The 25722-nt window shown below is 72.5% G+C and carries 22 protein-coding genes and 1 pseudogene; 10 read left to right on the top strand and 13 right to left on the bottom strand.

Annotated features, from left to right (window positions below):
* Window positions 1-14: 14 nt before the first annotated feature.
* On the bottom strand, window positions 15-401 hold the full coding sequence (locus tag SZ60_RS07140; RefSeq protein WP_043594848.1) for a hypothetical protein: 387 nt from the start codon (window positions 399-401) through the stop codon (window positions 15-17).
* Window positions 398-937, bottom strand: a pseudogene (locus SZ60_RS07135) (recombinase family protein); the annotation flags it as partial. The pseudogene SZ60_RS07135 and the gene SZ60_RS07140, both read right to left, overlap by 4 nt.
* A 214-nt stretch (window positions 938-1151) precedes the next feature.
* Here SZ60_RS07135 and SZ60_RS07130 point away from each other — a divergent pair.
* A complete protein-coding gene (locus SZ60_RS07130) occupies window positions 1152-1616 on the top strand; it encodes a DIP1984 family protein (RefSeq protein WP_043594847.1) in 465 nt (154 codons plus the stop codon).
* Between the two features lie 316 nt (window positions 1617-1932).
* The gene (gene tmk, locus SZ60_RS07125) at window positions 1933-2589 is read left to right on the top strand and encodes a dTMP kinase (protein ID WP_043594846.1); all 657 of its coding nucleotides are present in this window, start codon (window positions 1933-1935) and stop codon (window positions 2587-2589) included.
* 75 nt (window positions 2590-2664) lie between these two features.
* On the opposite strand, the gene SZ60_RS07120 is transcribed toward tmk, so the two are convergent.
* The gene (locus SZ60_RS07120) at window positions 2665-2964 is read right to left on the bottom strand and encodes a helix-turn-helix transcriptional regulator (RefSeq protein ID WP_043594845.1); all 300 of its coding nucleotides are present in this window, start codon (window positions 2962-2964) and stop codon (window positions 2665-2667) included.
* Window positions 2965-3044: 80 nt separating this feature from the next.
* On the opposite strand from SZ60_RS07120, the gene map reads away from it, so the two are divergent.
* On the top strand, window positions 3045-3821 hold the full coding sequence (gene map / locus SZ60_RS07115) for a type I methionyl aminopeptidase (RefSeq protein WP_043594844.1): 777 nt from the start codon (window positions 3045-3047) through the stop codon (window positions 3819-3821).
* A 31-nt stretch (window positions 3822-3852) separates the two neighbouring features.
* Here map and SZ60_RS07110 read toward each other — a convergent pair whose 3' ends face one another.
* Window positions 3853-7368 (bottom strand): TM0106 family RecB-like putative nuclease, encoded by a 3516-nt coding sequence (locus SZ60_RS07110; RefSeq protein WP_043594843.1) that lies wholly within the window; start codon window positions 7366-7368, stop codon window positions 3853-3855.
* 433 nt (window positions 7369-7801) lie between these two features.
* Window positions 7802-8425, bottom strand: a complete 624-nt coding sequence (locus SZ60_RS07105) for a helix-turn-helix domain-containing protein (protein WP_043595034.1) — start codon at window positions 8423-8425, stop codon at window positions 7802-7804.
* Window positions 8426-8505: 80 nt separating this feature from the next.
* On the opposite strand from SZ60_RS07105, the gene SZ60_RS07100 reads away from it, so the two are divergent.
* Together SZ60_RS07100 and SZ60_RS07095 are read left to right on the top strand one after the other, a co-directional pair.
* Window positions 8506-9525 carry an FAD-dependent oxidoreductase gene (locus SZ60_RS07100; protein WP_043594842.1) on the top strand — a complete coding sequence of 340 codons (1020 nt, stop codon included), beginning with the start codon at window positions 8506-8508 and terminating at the stop codon, window positions 9523-9525.
* Window positions 9522-10220, top strand: a complete 699-nt coding sequence (locus SZ60_RS07095) for a bifunctional 2-polyprenyl-6-hydroxyphenol methylase/3-demethylubiquinol 3-O-methyltransferase UbiG (protein ID WP_043594841.1) — start codon at window positions 9522-9524, stop codon at window positions 10218-10220. The genes SZ60_RS07100 and SZ60_RS07095 overlap by 4 nt, the downstream gene beginning before the upstream one ends.
* Before the next feature lie 107 nt (window positions 10221-10327).
* On the opposite strand, the gene SZ60_RS07090 is transcribed toward SZ60_RS07095, so the two are convergent.
* From SZ60_RS07090 to SZ60_RS07075, 4 genes are read right to left on the bottom strand one after another with little or no spacing between them, the layout of a single operon-like run.
* The gene (locus SZ60_RS07090; protein ID WP_043594840.1) at window positions 10328-13471 is read right to left on the bottom strand and encodes a glycoside hydrolase family 2 TIM barrel-domain containing protein; all 3144 of its coding nucleotides are present in this window, start codon (window positions 13469-13471) and stop codon (window positions 10328-10330) included.
* Complete coding sequence (locus tag SZ60_RS07085; RefSeq protein WP_082059946.1) at window positions 13468-14439, bottom strand: carbohydrate ABC transporter permease; 972 nt, start codon at window positions 14437-14439, stop codon at window positions 13468-13470. Before SZ60_RS07085 ends, SZ60_RS07090 begins: the two co-directional genes overlap by 4 nt.
* The gene (locus tag SZ60_RS07080; protein ID WP_043594839.1) at window positions 14436-15398 is read right to left on the bottom strand and encodes a carbohydrate ABC transporter permease; all 963 of its coding nucleotides are present in this window, start codon (window positions 15396-15398) and stop codon (window positions 14436-14438) included. The genes SZ60_RS07085 and SZ60_RS07080 overlap by 4 nt, the downstream gene beginning before the upstream one ends.
* Window positions 15395-16732, bottom strand: coding sequence for an ABC transporter substrate-binding protein (locus SZ60_RS07075; RefSeq protein WP_043595032.1), 1338 nt, complete (start codon window positions 16730-16732; stop codon window positions 15395-15397). Before SZ60_RS07075 ends, SZ60_RS07080 begins: the two co-directional genes overlap by 4 nt.
* A gap of 110 nt (window positions 16733-16842) precedes the next feature.
* Here SZ60_RS07075 and SZ60_RS07070 point away from each other — a divergent pair, with 110 nt between their 5' ends.
* Both SZ60_RS07070 and SZ60_RS07065 read left to right on the top strand, forming a co-directional pair.
* A complete protein-coding gene (locus SZ60_RS07070) occupies window positions 16843-17514 on the top strand; it encodes a TetR/AcrR family transcriptional regulator (RefSeq protein WP_052505228.1) in 672 nt (223 codons plus the stop codon).
* Window positions 17511-18320, top strand: coding sequence for an alpha/beta hydrolase (locus SZ60_RS07065; protein ID WP_052505227.1), 810 nt, complete (start codon window positions 17511-17513; stop codon window positions 18318-18320). The genes SZ60_RS07070 and SZ60_RS07065 overlap by 4 nt, the downstream gene beginning before the upstream one ends.
* 47 nt (window positions 18321-18367) lie before the next feature.
* Here SZ60_RS07065 and SZ60_RS07060 read toward each other — a convergent pair whose 3' ends face one another.
* The gene (locus SZ60_RS07060) at window positions 18368-18751 is read right to left on the bottom strand and encodes a cupin domain-containing protein (RefSeq protein WP_043594838.1); all 384 of its coding nucleotides are present in this window, start codon (window positions 18749-18751) and stop codon (window positions 18368-18370) included.
* Window positions 18752-18811: 60 nt separating this feature from the next.
* On the opposite strand from SZ60_RS07060, the gene SZ60_RS07055 reads away from it, so the two are divergent.
* Window positions 18812-19003, top strand: a complete 192-nt coding sequence (locus SZ60_RS07055) for a hypothetical protein (protein ID WP_043594837.1) — start codon at window positions 18812-18814, stop codon at window positions 19001-19003.
* Between the two features lie 6 nt (window positions 19004-19009).
* On the opposite strand, the gene SZ60_RS07050 is transcribed toward SZ60_RS07055, so the two are convergent.
* Complete coding sequence (locus SZ60_RS07050; RefSeq protein WP_043594836.1) at window positions 19010-20041, bottom strand: alcohol dehydrogenase catalytic domain-containing protein; 1032 nt, start codon at window positions 20039-20041, stop codon at window positions 19010-19012.
* 79 nt (window positions 20042-20120) lie between these two features.
* Between SZ60_RS07050 and SZ60_RS07045 the strand changes: the two genes are divergently transcribed.
* Window positions 20121-20642, top strand: a complete 522-nt coding sequence (locus tag SZ60_RS07045) for a DoxX family protein (RefSeq protein ID WP_043594835.1) — start codon at window positions 20121-20123, stop codon at window positions 20640-20642.
* 103 nt (window positions 20643-20745) lie between these two features.
* Complete coding sequence (locus SZ60_RS07040; protein ID WP_043594834.1) at window positions 20746-22869, top strand: ATP-dependent DNA helicase RecQ; 2124 nt, start codon at window positions 20746-20748, stop codon at window positions 22867-22869.
* 52 nt (window positions 22870-22921) lie between these two features.
* Here SZ60_RS07040 and SZ60_RS07035 read toward each other — a convergent pair whose 3' ends face one another.
* On the bottom strand, window positions 22922-24562 hold the full coding sequence (locus SZ60_RS07035; protein WP_082059944.1) for an NAD(P)/FAD-dependent oxidoreductase: 1641 nt from the start codon (window positions 24560-24562) through the stop codon (window positions 22922-22924).
* Window positions 24559-25560, bottom strand: a complete 1002-nt coding sequence (locus tag SZ60_RS07030; protein WP_082059943.1) for a zinc-binding dehydrogenase — start codon at window positions 25558-25560, stop codon at window positions 24559-24561. The genes SZ60_RS07035 and SZ60_RS07030 overlap by 4 nt, the downstream gene beginning before the upstream one ends.
* Between the last annotated feature and the right edge of the window lie 162 nt (window positions 25561-25722).

Here is a 25722-nt window from a genome sequence, read left to right as displayed (position 1 = left end):
CCGGGTCAGGCCTGTCACCTGGGCACGGCGTAGGCCTTTATGAGACGGGCTTGGAGGCTGCGAAGGGTGCAGAGGGTTTTGCAATCGTCCAAGCTGGTGACCGTCTCCCATTCGTAGCCGGCGCCCACGACGTCGGACATGAACACGATCTCTGTGGCGAGGAGAACCCGTTTCCAGTCGATTCGGCGCAACGGAGCCTTTTGCTCCAAACGAGCCTGTAGCTCCTGGGCTTCAGCGAAGAAGTCGGCCTTGCTTGAGAAACCCATCGCGATGGCCATCGGGTCTTTCAGACTCGCCGGGCCGCCCCACTGGAAGAGCCCTTGCTGGAGCACACGCCGCTCGTAGTCCGTCAGCTCGACATGGACTAAGTCGGAATCAGCCCGGCCTTGATACTCGTTCATGATTGTTCCCCTCGTTGGATCGCACGATAAACCGTCGAGCGAGCGACGCCGAAGAGTTCGGCGATCTCGCTCGTGGTGTGGGCACCCGTGCGGTACAGCTGCACGAGGTGCTTCTCCTGCGAGGCGGTGAGCTTGGGCTTGCGGCCGCGGAGCTTGCCGGCAGCCTTCGCGATGGCCATGCCCTCGCGCGTTCGGGCGCGAATGAGGTCGGCTTCGAATTCGGCGACCATGCCGAGGATATTGAATAGGAGCCGGCCGACGGGATTGGTGGGGTCGTAGACCGCTCCCCCGAGGTTCAGGGCAACGCCCTTCTTTGTCAGCTCGTCCGCGATGTCGGTCGCGTCACGCAGCGAGCGGGCGAGACGGTCGAGCTTCGTGACCACGAGGACGTCGCTGGCACGGCACGCAGCCAGCGCCTCGCGGAGGCCAGGCCGCGCTCGAGTCGTCCCCGTCAAGCCGTGGTCAACACGCACGTGTTGATCGTCAACACAGAACGCTGCCAGACCGTCACGTTGTGCTGCGAGATCTTGCCCCGAGGGCGCATCCGATAAGCCCGAACGGCTGTAGCGTTCAGACCCCCGTCACCGGGCATTTTTGCGGGACAGGCATACGCGAATCCGCAGGCCAGGCCCTACTTGGCCTCAGCAGGGCAAGACGGGCCAGAAAAGGTGTCCCGATGAACGACCGGCGACCGGGCGCCGGCGACTCGCAAGACGCCCGACTCACCCGGCCTGCGTAGGATCGCTCACCATGAAGCTCGCCGAAGCCCTCCTGCAACGGTCCGACGCCCAGCGCCGGGTCGACCAGCTGCGTGATCGCGTCACCGCGAACGCCCGCTACCAGGAGGGCGAGGAGCCCACCGAGGACGCCGCCGAGCTGCTGCGCCAGGCGGTCGACACCCTCGCCGCCCTCGAGTCGCTCGTCGTGCGCATCAACCTCACCAACGCGCGCACGACCCTCGCCGACGGCAGCACGATGACCGCTGCCCTGGCCCGCCGCGAGACCCTGCGCGCCACCCACGCCCTGCTCGCGAACGCCTCCGACGCGGCCCGCGGCGCCTCCGGCGGCTACCGCCAGCTGCGCAGCGAGCTGCGGATGTTCTCGGCCCTTCCGGTCGCCGAGCTGCGGGACCGTGCCGACGCCGTCGCCAAGGACCTCCGCGAGCTCGACGTCGAGATCCAGAAGACCAACTGGGAGGCCGAGCTGCAGAACTGACCTGCGCGGTGAGTCGGTAGACGTCACCGGGGCGAGCACGAACCGAGACCGGCGGTCATCCCGGTCACCCTGCAGGCGCGGAGGGCAGCGCCACGACTCACGTCGTCACCACTCAGCCCCGCACCGATCACCGGTGACCGCGCACCCTGCATCGTTCACCACCGTGTGCTGACCGGAGACGTCGAGGGCGGGATCGGGGACCTCACCGCGCCTCCTGGGGTGTCGCCCGTCGGGCGGACGCACCGAACCGCAGCACGACCTCGTCGTGCGACGCGGCCGTCGCCTCGGCCGGTCCGGCGATCGGTAGGCTCGTCGGGTGACGGAACAGGCAGCCCGTGGGGCGTTCATCGTGTTCGAGGGCATCGACGGGTCGGGCAAGTCGACGCAGGCACGCCTGCTCGCCGCCCGCCTCCAGGACGCCGGGGTGCCCGTGCACCAGACGGCCGAGCCGACCAACGGCCCCGTCGGCACGTTGATCCGCAACGGCTTCAACCGCCGGATCGACCTCGACGACCGCGTCATCGCGTCGCTCTTCGTCGCCGACCGCCTCGACCACATCACCAACGCCCACGACGGCATGCTCGGCATCGTCGAGCGGGGCACGACCGTCCTCTGCGACCGGTACCACCTGTCGTCACAGGCCTACCAGGCGTCCGACGTGGGCAGCGAGTGGATCGCCTCGTCGAACTCCATCAGCACCGACCTGATGCTGCCCGACCTGACGATCTACCTCGACGTCTCGCCCGAGGTCGCCCTCGAGCGCCTCGCCAGCGGACGCACGACGACCGACCGGTTCGAGGTCGACGAGCGGCTCCGGGCAGCCCGCGAACGCTACGCCGAGGCGATCGAGCGGGCCGACGAGGTCGTCGTCACGGTCGACGCCGACCGGTCGACCGACGAACTCGCCGAGGCCGTCTGGCACGAGGTGTCGACCCGGCTCGACCTCGGGTCGCTGGCGCGTCCGCAGGGCTGACACCGCGCCTCCTCGGGTGACCGAGGCGTCACGACGTGCCTGTCGCCCCGACAGGTGAGCGACACCTCGACGGGGTCAGGAGGCGCGGGCCGCGTCGACGACGGACGGTGCGTCCGCTGCTCCCCCGGCCCCGTCGCGCGTGATCTCGGCCCAGACGTCGTCGAGCGAGACGCCGACGACGGCGGCGATCGCGGCGATGGTCGGAAAGGCCGGCGTCGCGACTCGACCGGTCTCGATCTTGCGCAGGGTCTCGGGCGACAGCCCGGCGTCGAGGGCGACCTGCAGCATCGGCCGGGAGCCCCTGGCCCGCCTCAGCAGCACCCCGAGGCGGCGACCGCGTTCGATCTCGGCGGGCGTGAGCGGCAGACGGACCATGCCCCGAGCGTAGTGCGCCGGAGGCCCGAGTGGGATACCTTTACCGGGATGATCTTCGGCACGCGAACGGCAGGACACCCATGATCGAGATCTTGAACCCCTCCGAGATCGAGCGGGCCCGGGCGACGGGCGCACTCGTCGGCACCATCCTGCAGACGCTGCGCGACCGGGTGACCGTCGGCACGAACCTGCTCGACGTCGACTCGTGGACCAAGACGATGATCGACGAGGCCGGGGCGGTCTCGTGCTACGTCGACTACGCACCGTCCTTCGGCCGAGGCCCGTTCGGCCACTACGTCTGCACGGCCGTGAACGACGCCGTGCTGCACGGGCTGCCGCACGACCGACGACTCGTCGACGGCGACCTGCTGACGCTCGACCTCGCCGTCGTGCTCGACGGGGTGGCCGCCGACTCGGCCGTGAGCTTCGTCGTGGGCGACTCGCGTCCGGCCGAGAGCGTCCGTCTGATCGAGACGACCGAGCGGGCGCTCGAGGCCGGCATCGCGGCGGCCGGGCCCGGGGCCCGCATCGGCGACCTGTCGCACGCGATCGGCTCGGTGCTGTCGGACGCGGGCTACCCGATCAACGTCGAGTTCGGCGGCCACGGCATCGGCTCGACCATGCACCAGGACCCGCACGTGTCGAACACCGGGCGCCCGGGGCGGGGCTACCGGCTGCGGCCCGGGTTGTTGCTCGCGCTCGAACCGTGGGTGATGACCGACACCGACGAGCTCGTCACGGACGCCGACGGGTGGACGCTGCGCAGCGCGACGGGCTGCCGCACGGCCCACAGCGAGCACACGATCGCCATCACCGAGGACGGCGCCGAGGTGTTGACGCGGCGCCCCGTCCGCTAGCTCGACCGCTAGCTCGACCGCACGGACCGGCTCAGCCCTCGACGGCCGGTTGGCCCTGCCCGGTCAGCCGCAAGAATCCGCTCAGCAGCCCGAGCCCCGCGATCGAGGTGGGCAACCCCGTCGCGAGCAGCGGGGAGTGCACCAGGAAGGCCGCCCACTTCGCCCGCGACAAGGCCACGTTCAACCGGTTCGGCATCAGCAGGAAGTCCAGCCCGCGCGGGATGTCGGCGGCACTCGACGCCGCCAGCGAGACGACGGCCACGACGGCCTCTTGACCCTGGAACAGGTCGACCGTGCCGACGGGCGTCTCGTCGAAGCCGGCCGCGTCGAGGTGCTCGCGCAGCACGGCCCCGTGGGCGTTGTACGGCGCGACGACGATGACGTCGGCCGCGGTCAGGGGCCGGATGCCGTCGGCGTCCGACCAGTCGAGCCCGACGACCGACCGCACGATCTCGACGACCGCCCGGGCCTCCTCGACCGACGAGGTCGTGTTGCCGACGTGCGTCACCGGTTCGACGTGGAGCCCGGGCCTCACGCCGTCGAGTCGGCGGTCGGACGCATGGGCGGTCAGGGCCCCGCCGTAGGACAGCTCACTGACCGGGGCGCACAAGGCCGGATGCATGCGCCAGGTCGTGGCGAGGAAGTAGCCGTACTCGGCGGGCAGCACGTCGTGGCCGTCGGCCAGCCAGCCGAGGGCCGACTCGTCGACCGGCTCGGGGTGGCTGCCCTGGCTGACCTGCGGCAGCTGCTGAGGGTCGCCGAGCAGCAGCAACCGCGTCGCGGCGACCGACGCCGCCACGGTCGAGGCGAGCGAGAACTGCCCGGCCTCGTCGACGACCAGCAGGTCGAGGGAGGCGCGGGCCACCTTGTCGGCGTTGGCGAACCCCCAGGCGGTGGCCCCGAACACGGCCCCCACGGCCTGCCCGCCGCCGTCGACCCCGGTACCGCCCGCCCCACCGTCGGCCTCGGCGAGGAACGCGGCCTCGCCGCCGGACCTCAGGGTGCGCCAGGGCTGCTCGTCGGCCTGTACGGCGGTCGTGCCCGACTTCGGCACCTTGCCCACCCGTTCGGGATCGACCCCGGCCGTGATCGCCGCACGCAACACGTTCTCGACCACCGCGTGCGACTGCCCCACGACGCCGACGCGCCAGCCGTGCTCACGCACCAGCCGGGCGATGACCCGCGAACCGACGTAGGTCTTGCCCGTGCCGGGCGGGCCCTGCACCGCCAGGTACGACCGGTCGAGGTCGAGCATGGTCTCGACGACGGCCGAGACGGTGTCGTTGCCGACCACGGGTGCGGGCCCGCCGCCCGACCGCCGACGCGGCGGCTGCCGCCGCAGCAGGTCGAATGCCGGATCGGGCAGCATCTCGGGCAGGGCGTCGAGCACGTGCCCACCCCATTCGGCGATCGCCTCGGGCTGCGGGGTGGCCCGGGGAGGCGCGGCGGGCGTCAGCGCGACCGGGAACGCGTCGTGCCGGTCGTCGTCGCCGGTGACGCGCTCGAGAAGCACGACCTCGTGCCGGTCGCCGTTCGGGCCGGCCTCGACCACCGTCGACCCGACGGCACCACGCAGTCCGGGGCCGAGCGAGGCGACCCCGGGCGGGACGGGGGCGTCGTAGACCGCGTAGGGCGCGCCTCCTTCGGTGAGGCGGCTACCGGGCGCGAGGCGACCGCGCAGCCGCACCTCGCGGCTGAGCTTGCGGGCCCGGGGCAGCTTCTGCCATTCGCGCTCGACCGAGGCCGTCTCGACGACGAACACGTCGCGGGTGTCGGCCCAGTCGTCGACCGGGTTGCGGAGGCGGTCGAAGTGCTCTTGCCAGAACGTCTTGGCCTCGCGGCGGTGGTAGTCGATGGCCGACGCCGCGAGGGCGATCGCGGTCTGGTCGGGGGTGCGGTCGAGCGGGTCGACGTCCGCCACGTGCGCCGCGAGGCCCACGGCGACCGGGTTCGGCTCGCGGGGCACGCGGGCGAGTTCGAGCGGGTCGGGCGCGGTCGGGCCCTCGGGGTCGTCGCCCCGGGTGCCGTGCCGGTCGGCCAGCTCGAGCAACCAGTCGCGCAGCCGCAGGGTCGACCGGCAGTCGTACTCGTTGTAGTCGCGGACCTCGTCGAGCATCAGGTCACCCCGCGCCGCGTCGCCCGTGGTGCGTTCGGCGATGGCGTCGACGTACATCGTGATGCTGGCGGTGGCCGTCTTGACGTCGCTCTGCCGCAGGTCGTCGCCCATGTAGAGCGGCTCGAGCTTCTTGAGCGAGTAGCTGTGCGACCCGACCAGCAACGCCTGCCGCACGACCGGGTAGAGGTCGACGAGCAGGCCGTCGCGGAGGAGGTCGTCGACCGCGTCCTCGCCGACGCCGTGGCGCGCCGCGAGCGAGAGCAGGTGGCTGCGCTCGTACGAGGCGTAGTGGTACACGTGCAGGTCGGGGAAGCGTCGGCGGCGCTCGGCGAGGTAGTCGAGGAAGTCCATCAGCGCCTGCCGCTCGCCCGCGAAGTCGTGCGCCCAGAAGGCCCGGAAGGTGCCGTCGGCCTCGACCAGCCCGAAGAGGTAGTCGAGGCCCCAGGCTCGCCCGTCGCCCTCGGTGTAGAGCGGGTCGCCCTCGAAGTCGAAGAAGACGTCGCCGGCGTCGGGCCGAGGGATCGTCCGCAGGGCGTCGGCGTCGACGACCTCGACCGCGGGCACACCGGTGTGGTCGCGCTCGGTGGCGAGCTGCACCCGGGCCTGCCCCCGCAGCCGGGCAAGGGCCGTCGCCCCGATGCCGGCGACGGGCCCGTCCGACCCGGCGAGCTCGTCGATCGTGGCGACCCCGGCCAGATGCAGCCGCTGACGTTGTTCGCCGCGCAGGCCGGCGACGAGCACGAGGTCGCGGTGCTCGTCGACCTGGGCCTGGCAGGCCGTGCAGCGCCCGCAGGCGGTGACGCCCGAGTCGCCCCAGGCGAGCGGCCCGTCGGCGGCGAGCCGCTCGGCGAGGGCGGCCCGCAGCCGGTCGCGCTGGACCCGGTAGACCGGCAACACGTCGGCGACGTCGTGGACGCTCTCGCTGCCGTCGCCGAGCACGAGGCGCACGGTGTCGGCCGAGGGCAGCCCGAGCGCACGGATCTGGTCGGTGTAGGCGGCCACCTGCAGCAGGGCGGGGATCTTCGCGTGGCGGGCGAGCTTGGTGTCGTAGACCTCGTAGGTGCCGTCGTCGGTGCGCACCACGAAGTCGCTGAAGCCGATGAACGATCCGTCGAAGAACGTCGCCTGGAAGAGCACGTCGGCCCCGGAGGCCATGGCGAGCCGTGCCTCCTCGGCGGCCGCCGCGTAGCCCGACGGGGCCGGACGGTCGAACTCGACGACGTCACGGGTCGCCCGCAGCGCCTCGAGGTACCGCAGCTCGTGGGCGTCGCCAAGCCGGGCCGTGCGGTCGAGCATGTCGTCGGACGCGTCGGCGACGGCGTCGACCCGGCCGAGCTTCGCGTCGAGCCGTCGGAGGAACGACCACTCGCACGCGGCCCAGGTCGTCAGGTCGGACGGGCTGGTGACCACCCGGTCGTCGTCGAGGTACACGCGGACTCCTTCTGTCGGGACGCGGCCTGGACGCCCGCCCCGAGCCTAGGAGGCGCCACCGACACCCCGGGACGCCTCACCCGGGCGAGGCGGGCGCGCCCCCGCTGTGCACTTCGCGACACCCGACGGCCGACACGCCGCTCATCTCCGGTCGGAAGCGTCGTCGGCGCCGCCCGTTGTCGGGTTCGGTACGCCCCGCGGCGCCGCCCGTTGTCGGGTTCGGTACGCCCCGCGGCGGCTCGGGAGTCGGGTTCGGTACGCCCCGCGGCGGCTCGGGAGTCGGGTTCGGCACACCTCACGAGCCGGGCGAACCGGGCACCGTCACCCGACCGGCGGGCGTGTTCGGCGGCCCCGGGCCGTCGGGGACGCCCTGCTCCGGCGAACCCGCCCGGGAACGGCACCGGCACCGGCACCGGCACCGGCACCGGTGACGTCAGTCGGTCCCGGGCGAGGCGGGCGCGGTGCGCAGGTGCAGCCGCTCGCCCTGGCGGCCGAACAGGCTGAGCACCTCGACGGCCCGGTCGTCGGCGCGACCGAACCAGTGCGGCGTGCGCGTGTCGAACTCGGCCGCCTCGCCTGCCGGCAGGACGAGGTCGAGGTCGCCCAGCACGAGCCGGACGCGCCCCCGCAGCACGTACAGCCAGTCGTAGCCCTCGTGGGTGCGGAGCACGGGTTCGCTCCGAGGCGAGTCCGCAGGAATGACCATCTTGAAGGCCTGGATCGCACCGCCGCCGCGCGACAGCGGCACGACCGTCATGCCGTGCTGCTGCCGCGGCTTGAGGTGCACGCGGGGGTCACCGGTCTCGGGCGCCCCGACCAGGTCGTCGAGCGGCACCCCGTGCTCGCGGGCGAGCGGCAGCAGCTGTTCGAGGGTCGGCCGCCGGAGCCCCGACTCGAGCCGGGACAGGGTGCTGACCGAGATGCCGGTGCGCTCCCCCAGCTCGGCGAGGGTCACGCCCCGCCGCGCACGCAGGGCACGGAGGCGCGGGCCGACCGCGGCGAGGACGTCGTCGGTGCTCGCGGTGTCGGCACCGGGGGTGTTCGTCGGATGGCTCATGTCCGTCATCTTGCCATTCCGGCAACGCAGATTGCCAGACTGACGTTCGACGTCGCAGGATCGGGTCAGGAGGTCACACCATGAACCAGAACACCCACCCGGTCGACACCGTCCACGACACCGTCCACGACGTCGTCGTGATCGGCGGCGGTGCCGCCGGACTCAGCGGCGCCCTGTCGCTCGTCCGCGCCCGCCGCACCGTGCTCGTCGTCGACGACGACCGGCCCCGCAACGCCCCCGCCGAGGGCGTCCACGCGTTCCTCACCCGCGACGGGGTCGCCCCGCGCGAGCTCACCCGCCTCGGTCGCGCCGAGGTCGAAGCGTACGGAGGCGCGATCGCGTCGGGCACCGTGACCGGCGTCCGCCGCGACGACGACCCCGACGCCCCCTTCGTCGTGACCGTCACGAGCCCGGGCGGTGACGCGTCCGCGGTGCGTGCCCGGCGCCTCCTCGTCACCTCCGGGCTCGTCGACGAGCTGCCCGCCGTCGACGGCCTCGCCGAGCGCTGGGGCCGCGACGCCGTGCACTGCCCGTACTGCCACGGCTGGGAGGTGCAGGACCGCGTGATCGGCGTGCTGGCCACGAGCCCGTTCGCGATGCACCAGGCCATCCTCTTCGGGCAGTGGAGCCGCGACATCGTGCTGTTCACGAACGACTCGTTCGCACCCGACGACGAGCAAGCCGAGCAACTGCGGGCCCGCGGGGTCACGGTGGTCGACGGCCCGGTCGCGCGGGTGCGGGTCGAGGACGACGCCCTGACCGGCGTCACGCTCGCCGACGGTCGCACGGTCGCCGTCGGCGCCCTGGCCGTCATGGCCCGGGTGCGCTCCCGGGCGGACTTCCTCGCCGACCTCGGACTCGAGGCGACCGAGCACCCCGCCGGCGTCGGCACGCATCTGCCCACCGTCGAACCGTTCACCGGCCGGTCGGCCGTCCCGGGGGTGTGGGTGGCGGGCAACGTCACCGAGCCGATGGCGCAGGTCGTCGCTGTGGCCGCCGCGGGCACGATGGCCGGCGCCGCGATCAACATGGACCTGGTCACGGCAGAGGTCGCGGCGGCCGTCGCCACCCTGCGCACCGGAGAGAGGATCGACGCATGAGCGAGGCAGAGCGAGGGCAGCAGCCCCAGGACCACCGGGAGCAGGAGCGACACGGGCACGCCCACCCCGTCTTCGACCGCGACTACTGGGAGGACCGCTACGGGCAGCCCGGCCGCGCCTGGAGCGGCCGCCCCAACGCCGCCCTCGTCGCCGAGGCCACGGCCCTGACCCCCGGCCGTGCGCTCGACGTCGGCAGCGGAGAAGGCGGCGACGCCCTCTGGCTCGCCGCGCGGGGCTGGCAGGTCACCGGCGTCGACATCTCGCAGAACGCCCTCGACAAGGCGGCCGCCTCGGCCCGTGAGCGGGAGGACGTCGACCCCGAGCAGCTCTCGTGGCAGCAGGCGGACCTCACGACGTGGAGCCCGACCCGCGCCTCCTTCGACCTCGTCACGGCGCACTTCATGCACCTCCCGCTCGTCGACCGTGAGCGGCTCTTCCCGGCGCTGGCCGAGGGCGTGGCGCCGGGCGGCACGCTGTTGGTCGTCGGGCACGACGCCGACGCCCTGCCGGGTGGGGCCGGGAGGCACGGCGATCCGGGCATGCTGTTCACCGTCGACGAGGTGGTCGGTCGGCTCTCCCCCGACGCGTGGCAGGTCGAGGTCGCCGAGACGCGACCGCGCGACATGACGGGACCCGCCGGCGACGTCTGGCACGTGGCCGACGTGGTCGTGCGTGCCACCCGCCGCGACGGCTGACACCGGTCGGGAGGCGGCAGCACGCAGGACGGGCGGGTCCGGCCGGCACGGGCGTCCAGAGACGCCCGTCCGACACGGACCCGCCCGTTCTCGGCGGCGGCAGCCTGCTACAGCGCGCTGATCTTCAGGCGCAGCTGGTGGGCACCCGGGCGCAGCACGTGCCGCGACGCGACGTCCGGCCCGCACGCCCGCGACCCGACGCCGTGCTGGGCTGCGTCGAGGTACAGGTGGGTCCGGTCGCTCGCGGGCAGCTCGTGCGGGTGCTCGGCCACGCCGATCTCCTGGGCCGTGTGGCGGCTCAGCGTGAAGCCGGGACGTTCGCCCGTGGCGCTCGGCACGGCCTCGACGCGCAGCCACGGCTGACCGGCGGGGCCGAGGTCGAGCGTGCGCAGGTCGCTGCGGTGCCCCGTCTCTTGTGGGCGGGCGTACCCGGCCGACAGGTCGTCGATGCCCGACTCGTAGCGTCCGACGAACGCCGAGTGGCGGCTGTCGGGGTAGGACTCGCGCGGACCGGTGCCGAACCACGAGGCGTGGTCGACGTCGCCCGGCAGGTCGAAGCGCACGCCGACGCGGGGCCAGACCATGTCCCACCACCCGGTGGGGACGATGTCGACCGACAGCCAGAGGTCGTCACCGACGAGCTGCCACTGCTCGTCGGTCGTCACGGCGTTGCGTGTGTCGGCCGCGGCGTAGCGGGTGCGCACCCGGACCGAGTCCGGCGTGACGCTCACCGACTCGACGCGCGCGGTCAGCCGGTCGAGCCCGGCGAGCAGCCAGGTGTCCTGCGAGCTCGGCAGCACGCCGACCTCGTACAGGTCGACGCGGTGGCGGTTGCGCATCACGTCGCGGTCGCGGTCCTTCGGCGTCAACCACTCGCCGCGGTCGTTGTCGGTCGGTGCACGCCACAGCTCGAGGCGGGCACCGTCGACCGGGCGTCCGGCCAACGAGACCAGTCGCCCGTCGTCGAACACGGCCGGGCCGAGCTCGACCCGCCCCGAGGAGGCGCGGGCCGTGCGGTCGCGCGAGTCGCGCACGACCGCGGGGCGGGGTGTCGCGACCTGCACCGGTGTCGGCGTGAGGTCGAGCTGCTGCGTCGAGAGCACGTGACCCGCGTCCGCCCACACGGTGGCGTCGGCGAGCTCGACCGTGACCGTGAGCCAGGTCTCGCCGGTGCCCGACACGGGCACCTCGGGCAGTGAGACGAACACCGTCTCGTGGGCGGCCAGGGCGCCGCCCTCGAGGCCGACCACGTCGAGGGTGCCCGAGCGCGCCTCCTCGCCGTCGTGCGAGACGACCCAGCGGAAGACCACGTCGGAGGCGTCGGCCGAGTGCCGGAGGTTCGACACGACGAGCACCGGCCGTCCGTCGACGGTGGGCGTCTCGAAGCGCAGGCGGATCGGGGCCACGACCTGGGCCCACTCGTACAGGCCGGGCGACGGGGTGTCGTCGCTCAGCACCATGCCGTCCATGACGAAGTTGCCGTCGTGGACGACCTCGCCGAAGTCGCCGCCGTAGCCGAAGTACTCGACGCCGTCGGCCGTGTGCGTGCGCAGACCGTGGTCGCGCCACTCCCAGACGAAGCCGCCGTGCAGGCGCGGGTAGGCGTCGACCAGGTCCTCGTACTCGTCGATCGCGCCGGGGCCGTTGCCCATCGCGTGGACGTACTCGCAGAGCAGGAACGGCTTCGAGCGCTGACGCGCGGCCTCGGCCGGCGTGCAGCCCAGCAGCGGGACGGACTCGTCGCCCGAGCCGATGGCGCGCGTCTCGTCGATCCACGAGTACATGCGCGAGTAGACGTCGGTGTAGGCGCCCGTGTAGTCGCCCTCGTAGTGCACGGGACGGCCACCGTCCCGGGCGTGGGTCCACGCCGCCATCGCCGCGAGGTTGTGGCCCGTGCCCGCCTCGTTGCCGAGCGACCAGAGGACGATGCTCGGGTGGTTCTTGTCGCGCTCGACGGTGCGCACCATGCGGTCGACGTAGGCGTCGTGCCAGTCCGGGTCGTCGCTGGGGTTGCCGATCCACTCCTGGCGTTCGAAGGCGTGGGTCTCGAGGTCGCACTCGAGGACGACCCAGAAGCCCAGCTCGTCGGCGAGGTCGAGGAGGCGCGGGTGCGGCGGGTAGTGCGACGTGCGGATCGCGTTCACGTTGAACCGCTTCATCTGGGCGAGGTCGCGGCGCGACCACTCCTCGTCGAAGACGCGGCCGCGGTCGGGGTGGGTCTCGTGACGGTTGACGCCGTGGAACACGACGCGGCGGCCGTTGACCTCGAACTGGTCGCCCACGATGCGGACCGTGCGGAAGCCGAGGCGCAGCGAGACGGTCTCGGCGCCGCCGGCGCTCGAGACGGTCGCGTCGTAGAGGCGCGGGGTCTCGGCGGACCACGGCTCGACCGCGTCGAGCGCGACGGGCGCGACGTCGGCCGGGGTGGCCCAGGTCACCTCGACGCCGAGCTCGGGCACCGAGAGGGTGACCGGGTAGGCGGCCTCGCCGGCGGTGATCTCGGGGACGATCGCCGCGCCTCCTTCGCCCTGACCGGCCGTGCCGTGGAACGGCGTCCGAAGCCAGACGTCGTCGAGGCCGCCGACCGGGCGGGCCTGCAGCGTGACGCTGCGGAAGATGCCGGGCAGCCACCACTGGTCCTGATCTTCGACGTAGCTCGACGCCGACCACTGGTGCACGCGCACCGCGATGACGTTCTCGCCCGGGTGCAGGGCGTCGGTGACGTCGAACTCCTGGGCGAGGCGGCTGCCGACGCCCATGCCGATCTCGACGCCGTTCAGCCACACCACGTAGCGCGACTCGACGCCGTCGAACCGCAGCAGCACGCGCTCGGCGCCGTCGAAGGACGACGGCAACCCGAACGTCCGGCGGTGGTCGCCGGTCGGGTTCGCGTCGGGCACGAAGGGCGGCTCGGTCGGGAACGGGAACTGCACGTTGGTGTAGATCGGGGCGCCGCGCGAGCCGTCGCCGCCGAGCACCCAGTGCGACGGCACCTCGATCTCGCCCCAGGACGAGTCGTCGAGGTCGACCGCGCCGACGCCGTCGACGGGCTCGCCCTCGGGCAGCACGCCGCGGCCGCCCAGCGTGCCGGGGGCGCCGGGCAGCAGGCGGAACGACCAGGTGCCGTCGAGGGACAGCGTCGGGGCGTCGGTGTGCAGCCACGACCGCGCCGAGGTGCGGGCGCCCTGCCCGGGGCCGGTGTCGGTGAGGTAGTCGGCGGACACGGTGGACGGTGTGGTGCTGTGGGTCACTTGACGCTTCCTTCGGTGAGGCCGCCGCGCCAGAAGCGCTGGAGGACGACCATGGCGATGACCAGCGGGATGATCGACAGCAGCACGCCGCCGGTCGTCAGCTGGTAGAACTCGGGCAGGCGGTCGGTCTGGCTGAGCCAGTTGTTGAGGCCGAGCGTGACGGGGAACTTGTCGACGTCGCTCAGCATGACCAGCGGCAGGAAGTAGTTGTTCCAGATGCCCACGAGCTGGAACAGGAACACCGTGACGAGCGCCGGGGTGAGGATGCGCAGTCCGAGGGTGTGGAAGATGCGCAGCTCGCTGGCGCCGTCGAGGCGGGCGGCCTCCATCAGCGACGTGTCGACCGTGGCCTGCGCGTAGATGCGGCAGAGGAACAGGCCGAACGGCGACACGAGCGACGGCAGCAGCACGCTCCAGTAGGTGTTGGCGATGCCCATCTGGCTGAACAGCAGGAAGAGGGGCAGGGCCGTGGCGGTACCGGGCACGAGCACGCCGCCGAGGATCGTGCCGAAGACGACGTTGCGGCCGCGGAACTCGTACTTGGCGAGGGCGTAGCCGCCGGCCGCGGCGAAGTACGTCGCGATCAGGGCGCCGACGCCGGCGTAGAGCACCGAGTTGAGCACCCAGCGCACGAAGATGCCGTCGCCGTAGGTCAGCACCTGGCCGAGGTTGTCCCAGAGCGAGAACGTCGGCGCGAACCAGAAGCCGAACGTGCCGAACAGGTCGGGCGTGGTCTTGGTCGCCGCGACGACGACCCAGTAGACCGGCACCAGGAAGTACAGCGCCACCACGACCAGGACGGCCGTGACGATGATGGTGGACGCCTTCGAGCGTCCGGCCGTGCGGTCGGGGCCCGCGCTGCGGGCACGGCGGCGGGCGGGCTTCTCGGCGCCGCGGCCGCGACCCTGCGCCGTCACGATGGACTCGGTCTCGGTGGCGTGTTCGGCGCCCTTCGTCGAGAGGCTCATTTCTGCTTCCTGTTCGTGATGCTGAGGAACGTGATCGACAGCGCGAACGCGACGAGGGCGATCAGCACGGACTGGGCGGCCGCGACGTTGTAGTCGTTGTAGGCGAAGGCCGTGGTGTACGCGCTGAGGTTGGGCGTGTACTGGCTGTCGATCGCCGGCGAGACGCGTTGCAGCACCTGGGCCTCGGCGAACAGCTGCAGGGTGCCGATGATCGAGAACACGGCCGTGAGCAGCAGGGCCGGACGGATCAGCGGCAGCTGGATGCTGAACGCGACGCGCAACGACGACGCACCGTCGACCTTGGCGGCCTCGTACAGCTCGACCGGGATCGACTTCAGCTGGGCGATGATGATCAGCATGTTGTAGCCGGTGTAGCTCCAGGTCACGATGTTCGCGATCGACCACAGCACGGTGTTCGCCCCGAGGAAGTCGGGGGTGACGCCGAAGACCTCGCCGATGTCGATGATCGGGCTGAGGCCGGGCACGTACAGGAACGACCAGAGGATGGTCGCGATGACGCCGGGCACGCCGTACGGCAGGAAGTACGCGGCACGGAACACGCCCGGCCACTTCGCCGACGCCGACTCGAGCAGCAGCGCGAGCACCGTGCAGAGGATCAACATGACCGGCACCTGCACGATGCCGAACAGGAACATGCGGCCGATCGAGGCGATGAAGTTGGGGTCGCCGAGCACCTGCGCGTAGTTGTCGAAGCCGGCGAACCCGCTGGTCACGCCGCCCTCGCCGAACAGGCCGCTGCGGGTGACCTTGGTGAAGCTCGAGAACACGGCGATGACGATCGGGATCACGAAGGTCAGCGCGAAGAGCGCCAGGAACGGCGCGAGCAGCACCCACGGCGCCCGCTTGACGGCACCCTTCGAGCTGCTGCGACGGGGACCCGAGGAGGCGCGGGTGGAGTCGGTCACGGCCTCGGGCCGCGTGTCGGTCGCGGCGCTCATGCGTTCGCCTTCCGGATGGTGAGGCCCTTGTTCTGGAAGACGGCCATGATGTCCTTCTCGGCCTGCGCCACGGCGTCGACGAGCGTGCCGCCCGACGCCTTGCCCCGGAAGCCGTCGCTCAAGATGTTGAAGGACTGCTGGGTGATGGGCCACCAGCTCCAGTCCTGGTTCTGCGAGGACTCCTTCGTGGCGGGCACGAAGACCTCCTGGTTGTAGTTCTGACCGCTGAAGAACGGGCTGGGCTGCTCGCGCAGCGAGCCGACGACGTCGCGCGCCGGCGACCAACCGATGCCGCAGAACTCGATGAGGGCGTTGATGCCCTCGGGGGTCGTGGTCATCCAGACGGCGAAGTCGAGCGCCTCCCGGGGGTGCTTGCTGTTCGCGAGGATGGCGGCGGTCGAGCCGCCGAGGAAGCTCGAGGCGTAGCCGGTCTGCCAGGTGGGCAGCGGGGCGCACTTCCACTTGCCCTCGGCGCCGCTGACGCCCTCGATCAGGGCGTCGCCCCACGAGCCGGTCGCGACCGACGCGATGGTGCCCGCGCTGGCGGCCGAGAACCAGGCCGGCGTGTAGGCGCCGTAGGCGGTCGTGACGATGCCGTCGTCGATCGCCTTGTCGAAGAAGCGGGCGACGGTGAGCGTCGCCTCGTCGGTCATGTCGATGACCCAGCCGTCGTCCTCGGCGCGCAACCACGACGCACCGGCCTGGGTGGCGTAGGCGGCGAAGAGCGAGGCGTCGGCGAGCGGGAAGGAGTCCATCAGCACGCCGGCCCCCTTCAGCTCGGTGCCGACCGCGGCCCACTCGTCCCACGTGGTGGGGACGGCGGCGCCGACCGTGTCGAAGACGGCGGGCTGGTAGAACATGCCCATCGGGCCGCTGTCCTGCGGGATCGCGTAGATGCCGTCGGTGTAGCTGACCTGGTTCCAGAGCGTGGGGTCGTAGAGGTCGGCGTACTTGTCGGCGCCGTAGCGCTTGAGGTCGACGACGCCGTTGGCGAGCAGGAACTCGGGCAGCGAGCGCAGCTCGACCTGGGCGATGTCGGGGCCGGCACCCGCGGCGAGCGCCGAGTACAGCTTCTGGTAGCCGCCCGCGTTGCCGCCGGGGATGAAGACGGTCTCGACCTGCACTCGCGACTGGCTCTCGTTGTAGAGCGCGGTGACCTGGTCGAGGCCCTTGAGCCAGGCCCAGTACTGGAGCTTGACCGGGCCGTCGGCCGCGGGGATGGTCGGCAGGGTGTTGACCGAGGCCGTCCCGGGTGTGGCGCAGCCGGCGAGCATGGCAGTGGCGCCGGCGGTCACCCCCAGGCCGAGCAACTGCCGTCGGGACATCGGGCTCATGTTCATCTCACTTCGTCGTGGGGCCGTGGCGTCAGCGACGCTAACACAAATTCGAGTGGTCGCTCGAATTTCACGGGCGAGGTGTTCGGGAGGTCGTAGAGTGGCCGATCATGACGACGACCGGCTCGACGACGAGCGACCCAGGCGGCGTGCCCACCGGTGCCGCCGACGGTTCTCGTCCCGCGCGTCGCGGCCCGTACGCGAAGTCGGCCGAACGCCGGCTCGCGATCGTCGAGGCGGCCTTCGAGGTGTTCTCGACCAAGGGCTACGTCGGCGGGTCGCTCCGAGACGTGGCGGACGTCGTCGGCATGAGTCAGACGAGCCTGCTGCACTACTTCCCGTCGAAGAGCGCGCTGCTGCTCGCGGTGCTCGAACGTCGCGACACGGTCTCGGACCGCTCGGCCGAGCCTCCCGACCCGGGTGACCTGATCGGGACCGTCCTCGGACAGGCGCGACACAACGAGACGGTCCCCGGGCTCATCGCGCTCTACGCGGTGCTGGCGGGCGAGGCGGTCACGACCGGCAACCCCGGCAGCGACTACGTGCGCGAGCGCTTCGAGCGTCTGCGTGCCGAGTACGGCGACGCTCTGCGAGCGCTGGAGGCGCGGGGTCGGTTGCGCCCCGGGGTCGACCCCGACCGGGCGGCGTCCGGGCTCGTGGCCCTGTGGGACGGCATCCAGCTGCAGTGGCTCCTCGACCCGGACCGCATCGACGTGGTGCAGCAGTTGCAGGACCACCTCGACCTGCTGGTCCTGCCCGACGACGCGGTGGATCGGACGTGAGCGGTACCGTGCCCGTCCGCCCCGACGTCATCGTCCGCTGGTACGAGCCCTGGCCGGGGACGTCGGCCCCGGCAGGCCCGACGCTGCTCTGGCTGCACGGCGGCGGATTCTTCCGCGGTGGACTCGACCAGCCGGAGGCGCACGACGTGGCACGGTCGCTCGCCGCACGCGGGGTGAGGGTCGCCACGGTGGACTACCGTCTCGCGCCTCCCCCGGGCCTCGGTCTCGTGGCCGGGCGACTGATGCCGTCGCGCACCCGGTACCCGGGGGCACTCGACGACGTGGTGACGGCCTACGGCGAGGTGGGCGACCGGTCCCCCGAGGGCGTCATCGTGGGAGGCGCGAGCGCGGGGGCGTGCCTCGTCGCGGCGGCCACCCTCCGCACGATCGACGAGGGTCGCCCTCCGGCCGGCGCCGTCTTCGCCTACGGCTTCTTCCACGCCGCGCACCCCCGGATGGCGGAGGCACGCCACCGGTCGGGCGGCCACCGGGGACTCAGCCACGCGAGGTGGGCGCTCGACGTGATGAACCGCAACTACGCCGGCTCGCCGACCGCGCTGGGCGACCGTCTCGCCTTCCCCGGGGGTCACGCCCTCTCGGAGTTCCCCCGGACGCTCGTGGTGAACGCCGAGCGCGACAACATGCGGGCCTCGGGCGACCTGTTCGCCGGGGAGCTCGCCGACGCGGGGGTCGACGTGCGGCACGACATCCTGCCGGGCACCCGCCATGCCTTCCTGAACCGGCCCCGGCTGGCCGAGTACGCGCACGCCGTCTCGCTCGTCGCGGAATGGACCCGCGGCGGCTAGCCTGCCCGGCCCCCGGGAACGCGCCCCGCGCCTCCCGGGCGTCGTCGTCAGCGGAAGTCGCCGACCTGACGGTCGAGGGGCACGGTGCGGTCGACGACGACGTCACCGGTGTGGGCCGTCGTGGTGGTCTCGATCAGCACGATCTCGACCTCGTCGTCGGCCACGGGGTTGTGCGGCACCCCCCGCGGCACGACGTGGAACTGCCCGGGGGTGAGCACCACCTCGTGGTCGTCGGGGAGCTGGATGCGCAAGGTGCCCGAGACGACGAGGAACATCTCGTCCTCGGCGTCGTGCGCGTGCCAGACGAGCTCGCCGAGCAGCTTCGCGACCTTCACGTACTGGTCGTTCACCCGCCCGACGACCCGCGGCGTCCAGTGCTCGGTCACCTGTCGGAGTTCGGCCGCGACGTCGATTCCCAGGAGTGCAGTCATGGAGCCATCCTCCCGTGTCGGACACGTCGCGGACGCCGTGGAGGGATGACAGCATGGAGCATGACGTCGAACCCCCCGCCCACGACGGGTCGCACGACCTGGTCCGTCCTCCTCGCCGTCGCCGTGACGCTCGCGGCGGCCTCGATCGTCCTGATCGTCCTCGATCCCGGGAAGTCGGGCTCGTACTTCACGCTGATCGGCATGCTCTGCCTGATCTGGCTGAGCATCACCAACCTTCGACGACCGAGGTAGGTCGGGTCAGAACACGGCCACCGTCATGCCGGCCGTGACCGCCGGTCGGTCCATGGCGGCCAAGGCGTCGGGCAGGTCGTCGAAGGCGATCGTCCGGCCGATGGACTCCTGCGGACGCAGTCGGCCCGCGACGACGTCGTCGAGCATCGCGGCGTACTCGCCGACCGAGATGCCGTGACTGCCCAGCAACTCGAGCTCGTCGGCGATCACCCGGCCCATCGCGATCACCGGGGCGGCCTCGTCGTCGAGCAGCAGGCCCACCTGGACGTGTCGACCCCGCGGACGGAGGGACGCGACGGACGCCGCGGACGTCACCCGACTGCCGAACGCGTCGAGGGCGACGTCGGCACCTCCTCCGGTGAGGGCTCGGACCCGCTCGACGGCGAGGTCGTCCATCGGGACGACCTCGGCACCCAGGTCGGCGGCCCGTTCGAGGGCGGCGGGCGAGATGTCCGACGCGACGACGCGAGCACCGGCGGCCACCGCCACGGCGACCGCCGAGAGCCCCACTCCGCCGCAGCCGAAGACGGCGACCCACTCACCCGCCCGCACGCGGGCCCGGGCGTGCAGGGCGTGGTACGCCGTGCCGAAGCGGCAGCCGAGCGCCGCCGCCTCGACGAAGCCGACCTCGTCCGGCAGGGCGATGACGTTCACGTCGGCGTGCGGGACGACCAGCGACTCGGCGTATGAGCCGGGAAGGGTGAACCCGGGCTGCTGCTGACGGGAGCACACCTGGGTGGCACCGGCACGGCACTCGTCGCACGTGCCACAGGCGAAGACGAACGGGGCGGTCACGCGGGTGCCGACGACGACCCGGGTGACGTCGGCGCCCACCGCCGTCACCACGCCCGCGAACTCGTGGCCCGGCACGTGGGGAAGGCGCACCGAGTCGTCGTGGCCCTTCCAGGCGTGCCAGTCGCTCCGGCACACCCCGGTGGCCGCGACGCGGACCACGACGCCGTGGGCGGGCGGCACTGGTACCGCGAGGTCGACGATGGTCGGAATCGACCCGAACTGGTCGTACTGGACGGCGCGCATCCCCCGATCCTGACACGGGCGGCGGACCGGACGCGCTCCTCCGCGGACGGCGACGGCCCACACCGGGTAGGAACGGTGCATGAGCCTCGCATCCACCCTCCTCCGCCTGACCGTCGGCGGCTTCTTCGTCGGCCACGGACTCCAGAAGCTGACCGGCGCCTTCGACGGCCCGGGCCTGGCCGGCACCGAGCAGATGATGGCCGGCACGGGCATGCACCCCGCCGCCCGCAACGCCCGTCTCGTCGCCGTCACCGAGACCGCCGGCGGCGCCGCCCTCGCCCTGGGCGCGGCGACCCCGCTCGCCGCCGCCGGCATCGTCGGCACGATGGTCACGGCCGTCCGCAAGGTCCACCTCGCCAAGGGCCCGTGGGTGACCGAGGGTGGCTACGAGTACAACGCCGTCCTGATCGCCGCGGCCGCAGCCCTGGCCTCCGGCCCCGGCGGCCCGTCGGTCGACCAGCTGTTCGGCAAGAAGTCGTGGGGCGCCGGCGGAACGGTCTTCGCGCTCGTCGCCGGCGTCGTCGCCTCGTTCGTCGCGGTCGAACTGGGCAAGCGTGCCACTCCCCCGGCCGAGCCGGGCTCGGACTCCTCGGCGGGCTGACCCACCTCCCTCGTCTCGTCCCCGGGGCGCGACCACCCGGTGACGGGCGGTCGCGCCCTTCGTCCGTCCGGCGGGTGACGGTGGCCTCTGCGAGCATGGGTCCATGACACCGACGAGCACCGCGACCGACATCGACGCCGAGGCACTCGACCTGCTGCGGGCGCTCACCGGGCGCGACGACGCCGTCTTCCACGACGGACAGCTCGAGGCCATCCGGGCCCTCGTCGCCGACCGTCGCCGGGCCCTCGTCGTCCAGCGCACCGGCTGGGGCAAGTCCGCGGTGTACTTCATCGCCACCCTGCTGCTGCGTCGACGCGGCACCGGCCCGACGCTGCTCGTCTCCCCCCTGCTCGCCCTGATGCGCGACCAGGTGGCCGCCGCCGCCCGGGCCGGGGTGCGGGCCGTCGCGGTCAACTCGGCGAACGCCCACGAGTGGTCCGACGTCCAGCAGCAACTCGTCGACGACGAGATCGACGTGCTGCTCGTCTCCCCCGAACGACTCAACAACCCGCGCTTCCGCGACGAGCAGCTGCCCGTCCTCATCGCCCGGCTCGGCATGCTCGTCGTCGACGAGGCGCACTGCATCTCCGACTGGGGCCACGACTTCCGACCCGACTACCGTCGCCTCGCCGACCTCATCCGCACCCTGCCCGCGGGCGTCCCCGTCCTCGCCACCACCGCCACGGCCAACGCCCGCGTCGTGGCCGACGTCGCCGAGCAACTCGCCGTGGGGCCGGGCGACGAGGTGCTGACGATCCGGGGGTCGCTGGCGCGCGCCTCCCTGCGTCTCGGGGTGTTGCAGCTGCCGACCTCGCGCGACCGACTCGGCTGGCTGCTCAGCCACCTCGCCGACCTGCCCGGCAGCGGCATCATCTACACGCTCACCATCTCGGCGGCCGACGACACCGCCCGGCTGCTCCGTGAGGCCGGTCACGACGTGCAGTCGTACTCGGGCCGCACCGACCCCGAAGAACGCGAACAGCTCGAACAGCGCCTCAAGGGCAACGACCTCAAGGCCCTGGTCGCCACGAGCGCCCTCGGCATGGGCTTCGACAAACCCGACCTCGGCTTCGTGATCCACCTCGGTGCGCCGTCGTCGCCCGTCGCGTACTACCAGCAGATCGGCCGCGCGGGTCGCGCCACCGACAACGCCGACGTGCTGCTGCTGCCCGGCACCGAGGACGCCGAGATCTGGCAGTACTTCGCCACGGCCTCGATGCCGTCCGAGGCGCGGGCGGCGGCCGTGCTGGCCGAGCTGGGCGAGACGCCACTGTCGACGCCCGCCCTCGAGGCGCGGGTCGACGTCAAGCGCACCCCCCTCGAGCTCATGCTCAAGGTGCTCGACGTCGACGGTGCCGTCCGCCGGGTGCAGGGCGGCTGGGTCAGCACGGGCGAGCCCTGGGTCTACGACGCCGAACGCTACGACCGCATCGCCGCGGCCCGGGTCGCCGAGCAGGAGTCCATGCTCGCGTTCGAGCGCGGCGAGACCTGTCGCATGCAGATGCTGCAGGTCGACCTCGACGACCCGGCCGCCGAGCCCTGCGGGCGGTGCGACGTCTGCGCGGGCACCTGGTACCCGACCGACATCGCCGGCGAGGCGGCGACCTCGGCAGCGAGCACCCTCGACCGGGTCGGCGTCGAGATCGACCCCCGGGCCCAGTGGCCCACGGGGGCCGACCGGGCCGGAGTGTCCGTCAAGGGCAAGATCCCCGAGGGCGAACGGGTCGAGCCGGGTCGGGCGCTCGCCCGACTGACCGACCTCGGATGGGGCAACACGCTGCGCGAGGTCTTCGCGGCGAACGCCCCCGACGCCCCCCTGTCGAAGCACCTGCTCGACGGGGTCGTGCGCGTCCTGAAGGAGTGGCCGTGGGCCGAACGGCCCGTGGGCGTCGTCGCGATGCCGTCCACGTCGCGGCCGCAACTCGTCGGGTCGCTCGCCGAGGCGATCAGCACCGTCGGGCGACTGCCGCTGCTCGGCACGCTCGGCAGCGCCCGCCCCTCGGCCGGCCGCGGCCAGGGCGGCAACAGCGTCTACCGCCTGGCCGACGTCTGGCAGTCCTTCCAGGTCGGCCCCGAGCTGGCCACGGCCCTCTCCGAGGTGTCCGGGCCGGTGCTGCTCGTCGACGACCTGGTCGACAGCCGCTGGACGATCACGGTGGCCGGACGCGAACTGCGCCGCGCCGGGGCCCCCGCCGTGCTGCCCTTCGCCCTCGCGGTGGTCGGCTGAGTCGTCCACGGCGGGCCACCGCGTCGTCCGACCCGAGACCGGCGGGGCTCGCTCAGCGCTCGAACCGCATGCCGTCCCGGGTCAGCGTGCTGTGCCGCATCAGCCAGACGTCGCGCGGGTAGTTCTGGTGCATCCGCCACGGTGACCGCGCTCCCTGCCGGGGCATCAGGTGCACCCCGCGCGACACGTAGCCGCTCGTCAGGTCGATCAGCGGGCTCGTCGGCCCCGGCCGCTCCGGCGCGACCGGCACGGCCGATCGGTACCCGTGACGATCGGCGTGACGGAGCATCCGGGCGACGTAGTGCACGACGAGGTCGATCTTCAGCGTCCACGAGGCGTTGGTGTACCCGATCGCGAAGGCCAGGTTCGGCACCCCCGAGAGCATGAACCCCTTGTAGGTCAGACGGGTCGCCGGGTCGATCTCCACTCCGTCGACCGACATCCGCATGCCGCCGAACAGCAGCAGGTTGAGCCCGGTCGCCGTGACGACGACGTCCGCGGGCAGCTCGTGCGCCCGCTGGCCGTCGCGGCCCGCGACCCGGACGCCACCCGGCGTGAACGAGTCGATGTCGTCGGTCACGATCGACGCCGACCGCGAGCGCAGCGCCCGGAACAGGGCGCCGTCCGGAGTGATGCAGAGGCGCTGGTCCCACGGGTCGTAGCTCGGCTGGAAGTGCCGGTCGACGTCGAAGTCGTCCGGCAGGCGCCGGGCCACCTGCGCCCGGAGGAACGCCTTCATCTTCTGGGGCGAACGCCGGCTCGTCTGGAAGCTGAGCAGCGCCATGCCGATGCTGCGCCACCTGATCAGCCGGTCGTCGACGGCCCGCGGCAGCAGCCGACGCCATGCGCGGGGCTCCTTCCGACGCGAGGGAAGCGACAGCACGTAGGTCGGCGAGCGCTGCAGCATGGTGACCTGCTCGGCGCTCTCGGCGAGGGCGGGCACCAGGGTCACCGCCGTCGCCCCCGATCCGATCACGACGACGCGCTTCCCGCTCACGTCGAGGTCCTCGGGCCAGTGCTGGGGGTGCACGACGCGTCCGGCGAACGAGTCCTGCCCCGGGAACGCGGGTGACCAGCCCTCGTCGTAGCGGTAGTAGCCCGAGCAGACGAACAAGAACGCGCACGTGATCGTGACGCGACGCGTCGCCGGGGTGGCACCCGCGCCTCCTTCGCTTGACGCGTCGGTGGCGGCGGGCGACCCGCCCGGCCCGGGCGAGCTCGCGACCTCGATCGTCACGGTCCACCGGGCGTCGGCCGACGACCAGTCGGCGGCGACGACCCGGTGCCCGAACCGGATCAGCCCCGTGATGCCCGTCTCGTCGGCCGTGTCGCGGACGTAGTCCCGGATCGCCGCACCCGGGGCGATCGCACGGGCGTCCCGCCAGGGCCGGAACCCGTAGCCGAGGGTGAACATGTCGCTGTCCGAGCGGACGCCCGGGTACCGGAAGAGGTCCCAGGTGCCGCCGATCGCCGCACGTGCCTCGACGACGGCCAGGCTGCGACCGGGGAAGTCGCGGCGGAGCCGGGCCGCCACGCCGACTCCGGACAGGCCGGCGCCGACGACGAGCAGGTCGACGTGCTCGACGTCTCCCCCGGCGGGGCGGTCGTTGGCGCCGGCAGGGCGGTCGTGGACCCCCGCGGGGCGGTCGTCGCCCTCGTGCGGAGCCGAGGAGGCGCGGGTCGCGTCGCTCACGGGACCAGCACGATCCGGATCGGGTCGCCTTCCTTGCGCTCGAGCATCTGAACCGCCCGCTCGGCCTCGGCCAGCGGCACGGTCGCGCTGACCGACTTCGCGAAGTCGAGCCTCCCCCGGGCCGCCAGCGCGACGAGCGTGGTGACATCGGCGGGCTCGGAACCGTAGTGGCCGAGGACCTGCTGCTGCAGGAAGCTGAACTTCGTGCCGTCCGTGATCGTGATCGGCTGGTCCGACAGGCCGACGAGCGTCAACCGTCCCCGGTAGCCGAGGCAGGCGATCGCCTGCTCGCGCACGGCGGGCACGCCCGCGAAGTCGAAGGCCCGGGCGAGCCCTCGGCCACCGGTCGCGCGGCCGAGCGCCGTGGCGAAGTCCGGGTCGGCGGGATCGAGCGCGAGGTCGGCACCGAAGTCGAGGGCCCGGTCCCGGGCCCCCGGCAAGGGGTCGACCGCGATGATCGGTGCGGCCCCGAGCAGGGCGAGCAACTGCACGGCGTGGGCACCGAGTCCGCCGATGCCCCAGACGCCGACCGCGGTGCCGGGCCGGGTGTCGGCCGTCGTGGTGAGCGCCGCCCACGGTGTCGACACCGCGTCCGGGATGAAGCAGGCCTGCTCGAACGGCAGGGAGTCGGGGATCGGCACGACCGTGTCGGCGCGGGCCACGGCGAACTCGGCCCAGCCGCCGTCGTAGTCGACGCCGCGGGTGAAGACCTGTCCGTCGCGCTCCTCACCGGCCTGCAACAGCACACGGTCACCGACGGCGACGTGCGTGACGCCCTCGCCCACCTGGTCGACGGTGCCCGCGACCTCGTGGCCGAGGGTGACGGTGTCACCGGGCAGGTTGAGCGGCGTGAGCGAGCCCTGGATCAGGTGCACGTCGCTGAGGCACACGCCGGCGGCGGCGACGGCGATGCGCACCTGCCCCGGGCCGGCGTCGGGAGTGGGCACCTCGGTGACCGAGAAGTGGCGGGTGCTGACGTCGAGGCGTCCGGCGAGCATGGTGGCTCCGTCCTGCGGGGCCCGGTCGGTCGGCTCTGACCGTGGGGCGTGACCGCACATCGGGTGCGACGGTACGCCTCCGACGCGGATGTTGCACGCTGCACCCGCCGCGGGTCGGTGGGCGGGCGGCGAGACCCTCGGAAGTCGCCGAGACCCCCACAC

Origin of the sequence: Frigoribacterium sp. MEB024 (assembly GCF_000878135.1) — a bacterium.
Classification (GTDB): Bacteria; Actinomycetota; Actinomycetes; order Actinomycetales; family Microbacteriaceae; genus Frigoribacterium.
This window is presented reverse-complemented; position numbering and strand designations above follow the sequence as displayed.

Excerpts from the sequence above, each read along its gene's own strand:
- SZ60_RS07140 (WP_043594848.1), bottom strand. The coding sequence starts at position 401 with ATGAACGAGTATCAAGGCCGGGCTGATTCCGACTTAGTCCATGTCGAG.
- SZ60_RS07130 (WP_043594847.1), top strand. The coding sequence starts at position 1,152 with ATGAAGCTCGCCGAAGCCCTCCTGCAACGGTCCGACGCCCAGCGCCGG.
- SZ60_RS07120 (WP_043594845.1), bottom strand. The coding sequence starts at position 2,964 with ATGGTCCGTCTGCCGCTCACGCCCGCCGAGATCGAACGCGGTCGCCGC.
- map (WP_043594844.1), top strand. The coding sequence starts at position 3,045 with ATGATCGAGATCTTGAACCCCTCCGAGATCGAGCGGGCCCGGGCGACG.
- SZ60_RS07105 (WP_043595034.1), bottom strand. The coding sequence starts at position 8,425 with ATGAGCCATCCGACGAACACCCCCGGTGCCGACACCGCGAGCACCGAC.
- SZ60_RS07100 (WP_043594842.1), top strand. The coding sequence starts at position 8,506 with ATGAACCAGAACACCCACCCGGTCGACACCGTCCACGACACCGTCCAC.
- SZ60_RS07095 (WP_043594841.1), top strand. The coding sequence starts at position 9,522 with ATGAGCGAGGCAGAGCGAGGGCAGCAGCCCCAGGACCACCGGGAGCAG.
- SZ60_RS07085 (WP_082059946.1), bottom strand. The coding sequence starts at position 14,439 with ATGAGCCTCTCGACGAAGGGCGCCGAACACGCCACCGAGACCGAGTCC.
- SZ60_RS07080 (WP_043594839.1), bottom strand. The coding sequence starts at position 15,398 with ATGAGCGCCGCGACCGACACGCGGCCCGAGGCCGTGACCGACTCCACC.
- SZ60_RS07075 (WP_043595032.1), bottom strand. The coding sequence starts at position 16,732 with ATGAGCCCGATGTCCCGACGGCAGTTGCTCGGCCTGGGGGTGACCGCC.
- SZ60_RS07070 (WP_052505228.1), top strand. The coding sequence starts at position 16,843 with ATGACGACGACCGGCTCGACGACGAGCGACCCAGGCGGCGTGCCCACC.
- SZ60_RS07060 (WP_043594838.1), bottom strand. The coding sequence starts at position 18,751 with ATGACTGCACTCCTGGGAATCGACGTCGCGGCCGAACTCCGACAGGTG.
- SZ60_RS07055 (WP_043594837.1), top strand. The coding sequence starts at position 18,812 with ATGACGTCGAACCCCCCGCCCACGACGGGTCGCACGACCTGGTCCGTC.
- SZ60_RS07050 (WP_043594836.1), bottom strand. The coding sequence starts at position 20,041 with ATGCGCGCCGTCCAGTACGACCAGTTCGGGTCGATTCCGACCATCGTC.
- SZ60_RS07045 (WP_043594835.1), top strand. The coding sequence starts at position 20,121 with ATGAGCCTCGCATCCACCCTCCTCCGCCTGACCGTCGGCGGCTTCTTC.
- SZ60_RS07040 (WP_043594834.1), top strand. The coding sequence starts at position 20,746 with ATGACACCGACGAGCACCGCGACCGACATCGACGCCGAGGCACTCGAC.
- SZ60_RS07030 (WP_082059943.1), bottom strand. The coding sequence starts at position 25,560 with ATGCTCGCCGGACGCCTCGACGTCAGCACCCGCCACTTCTCGGTCACC.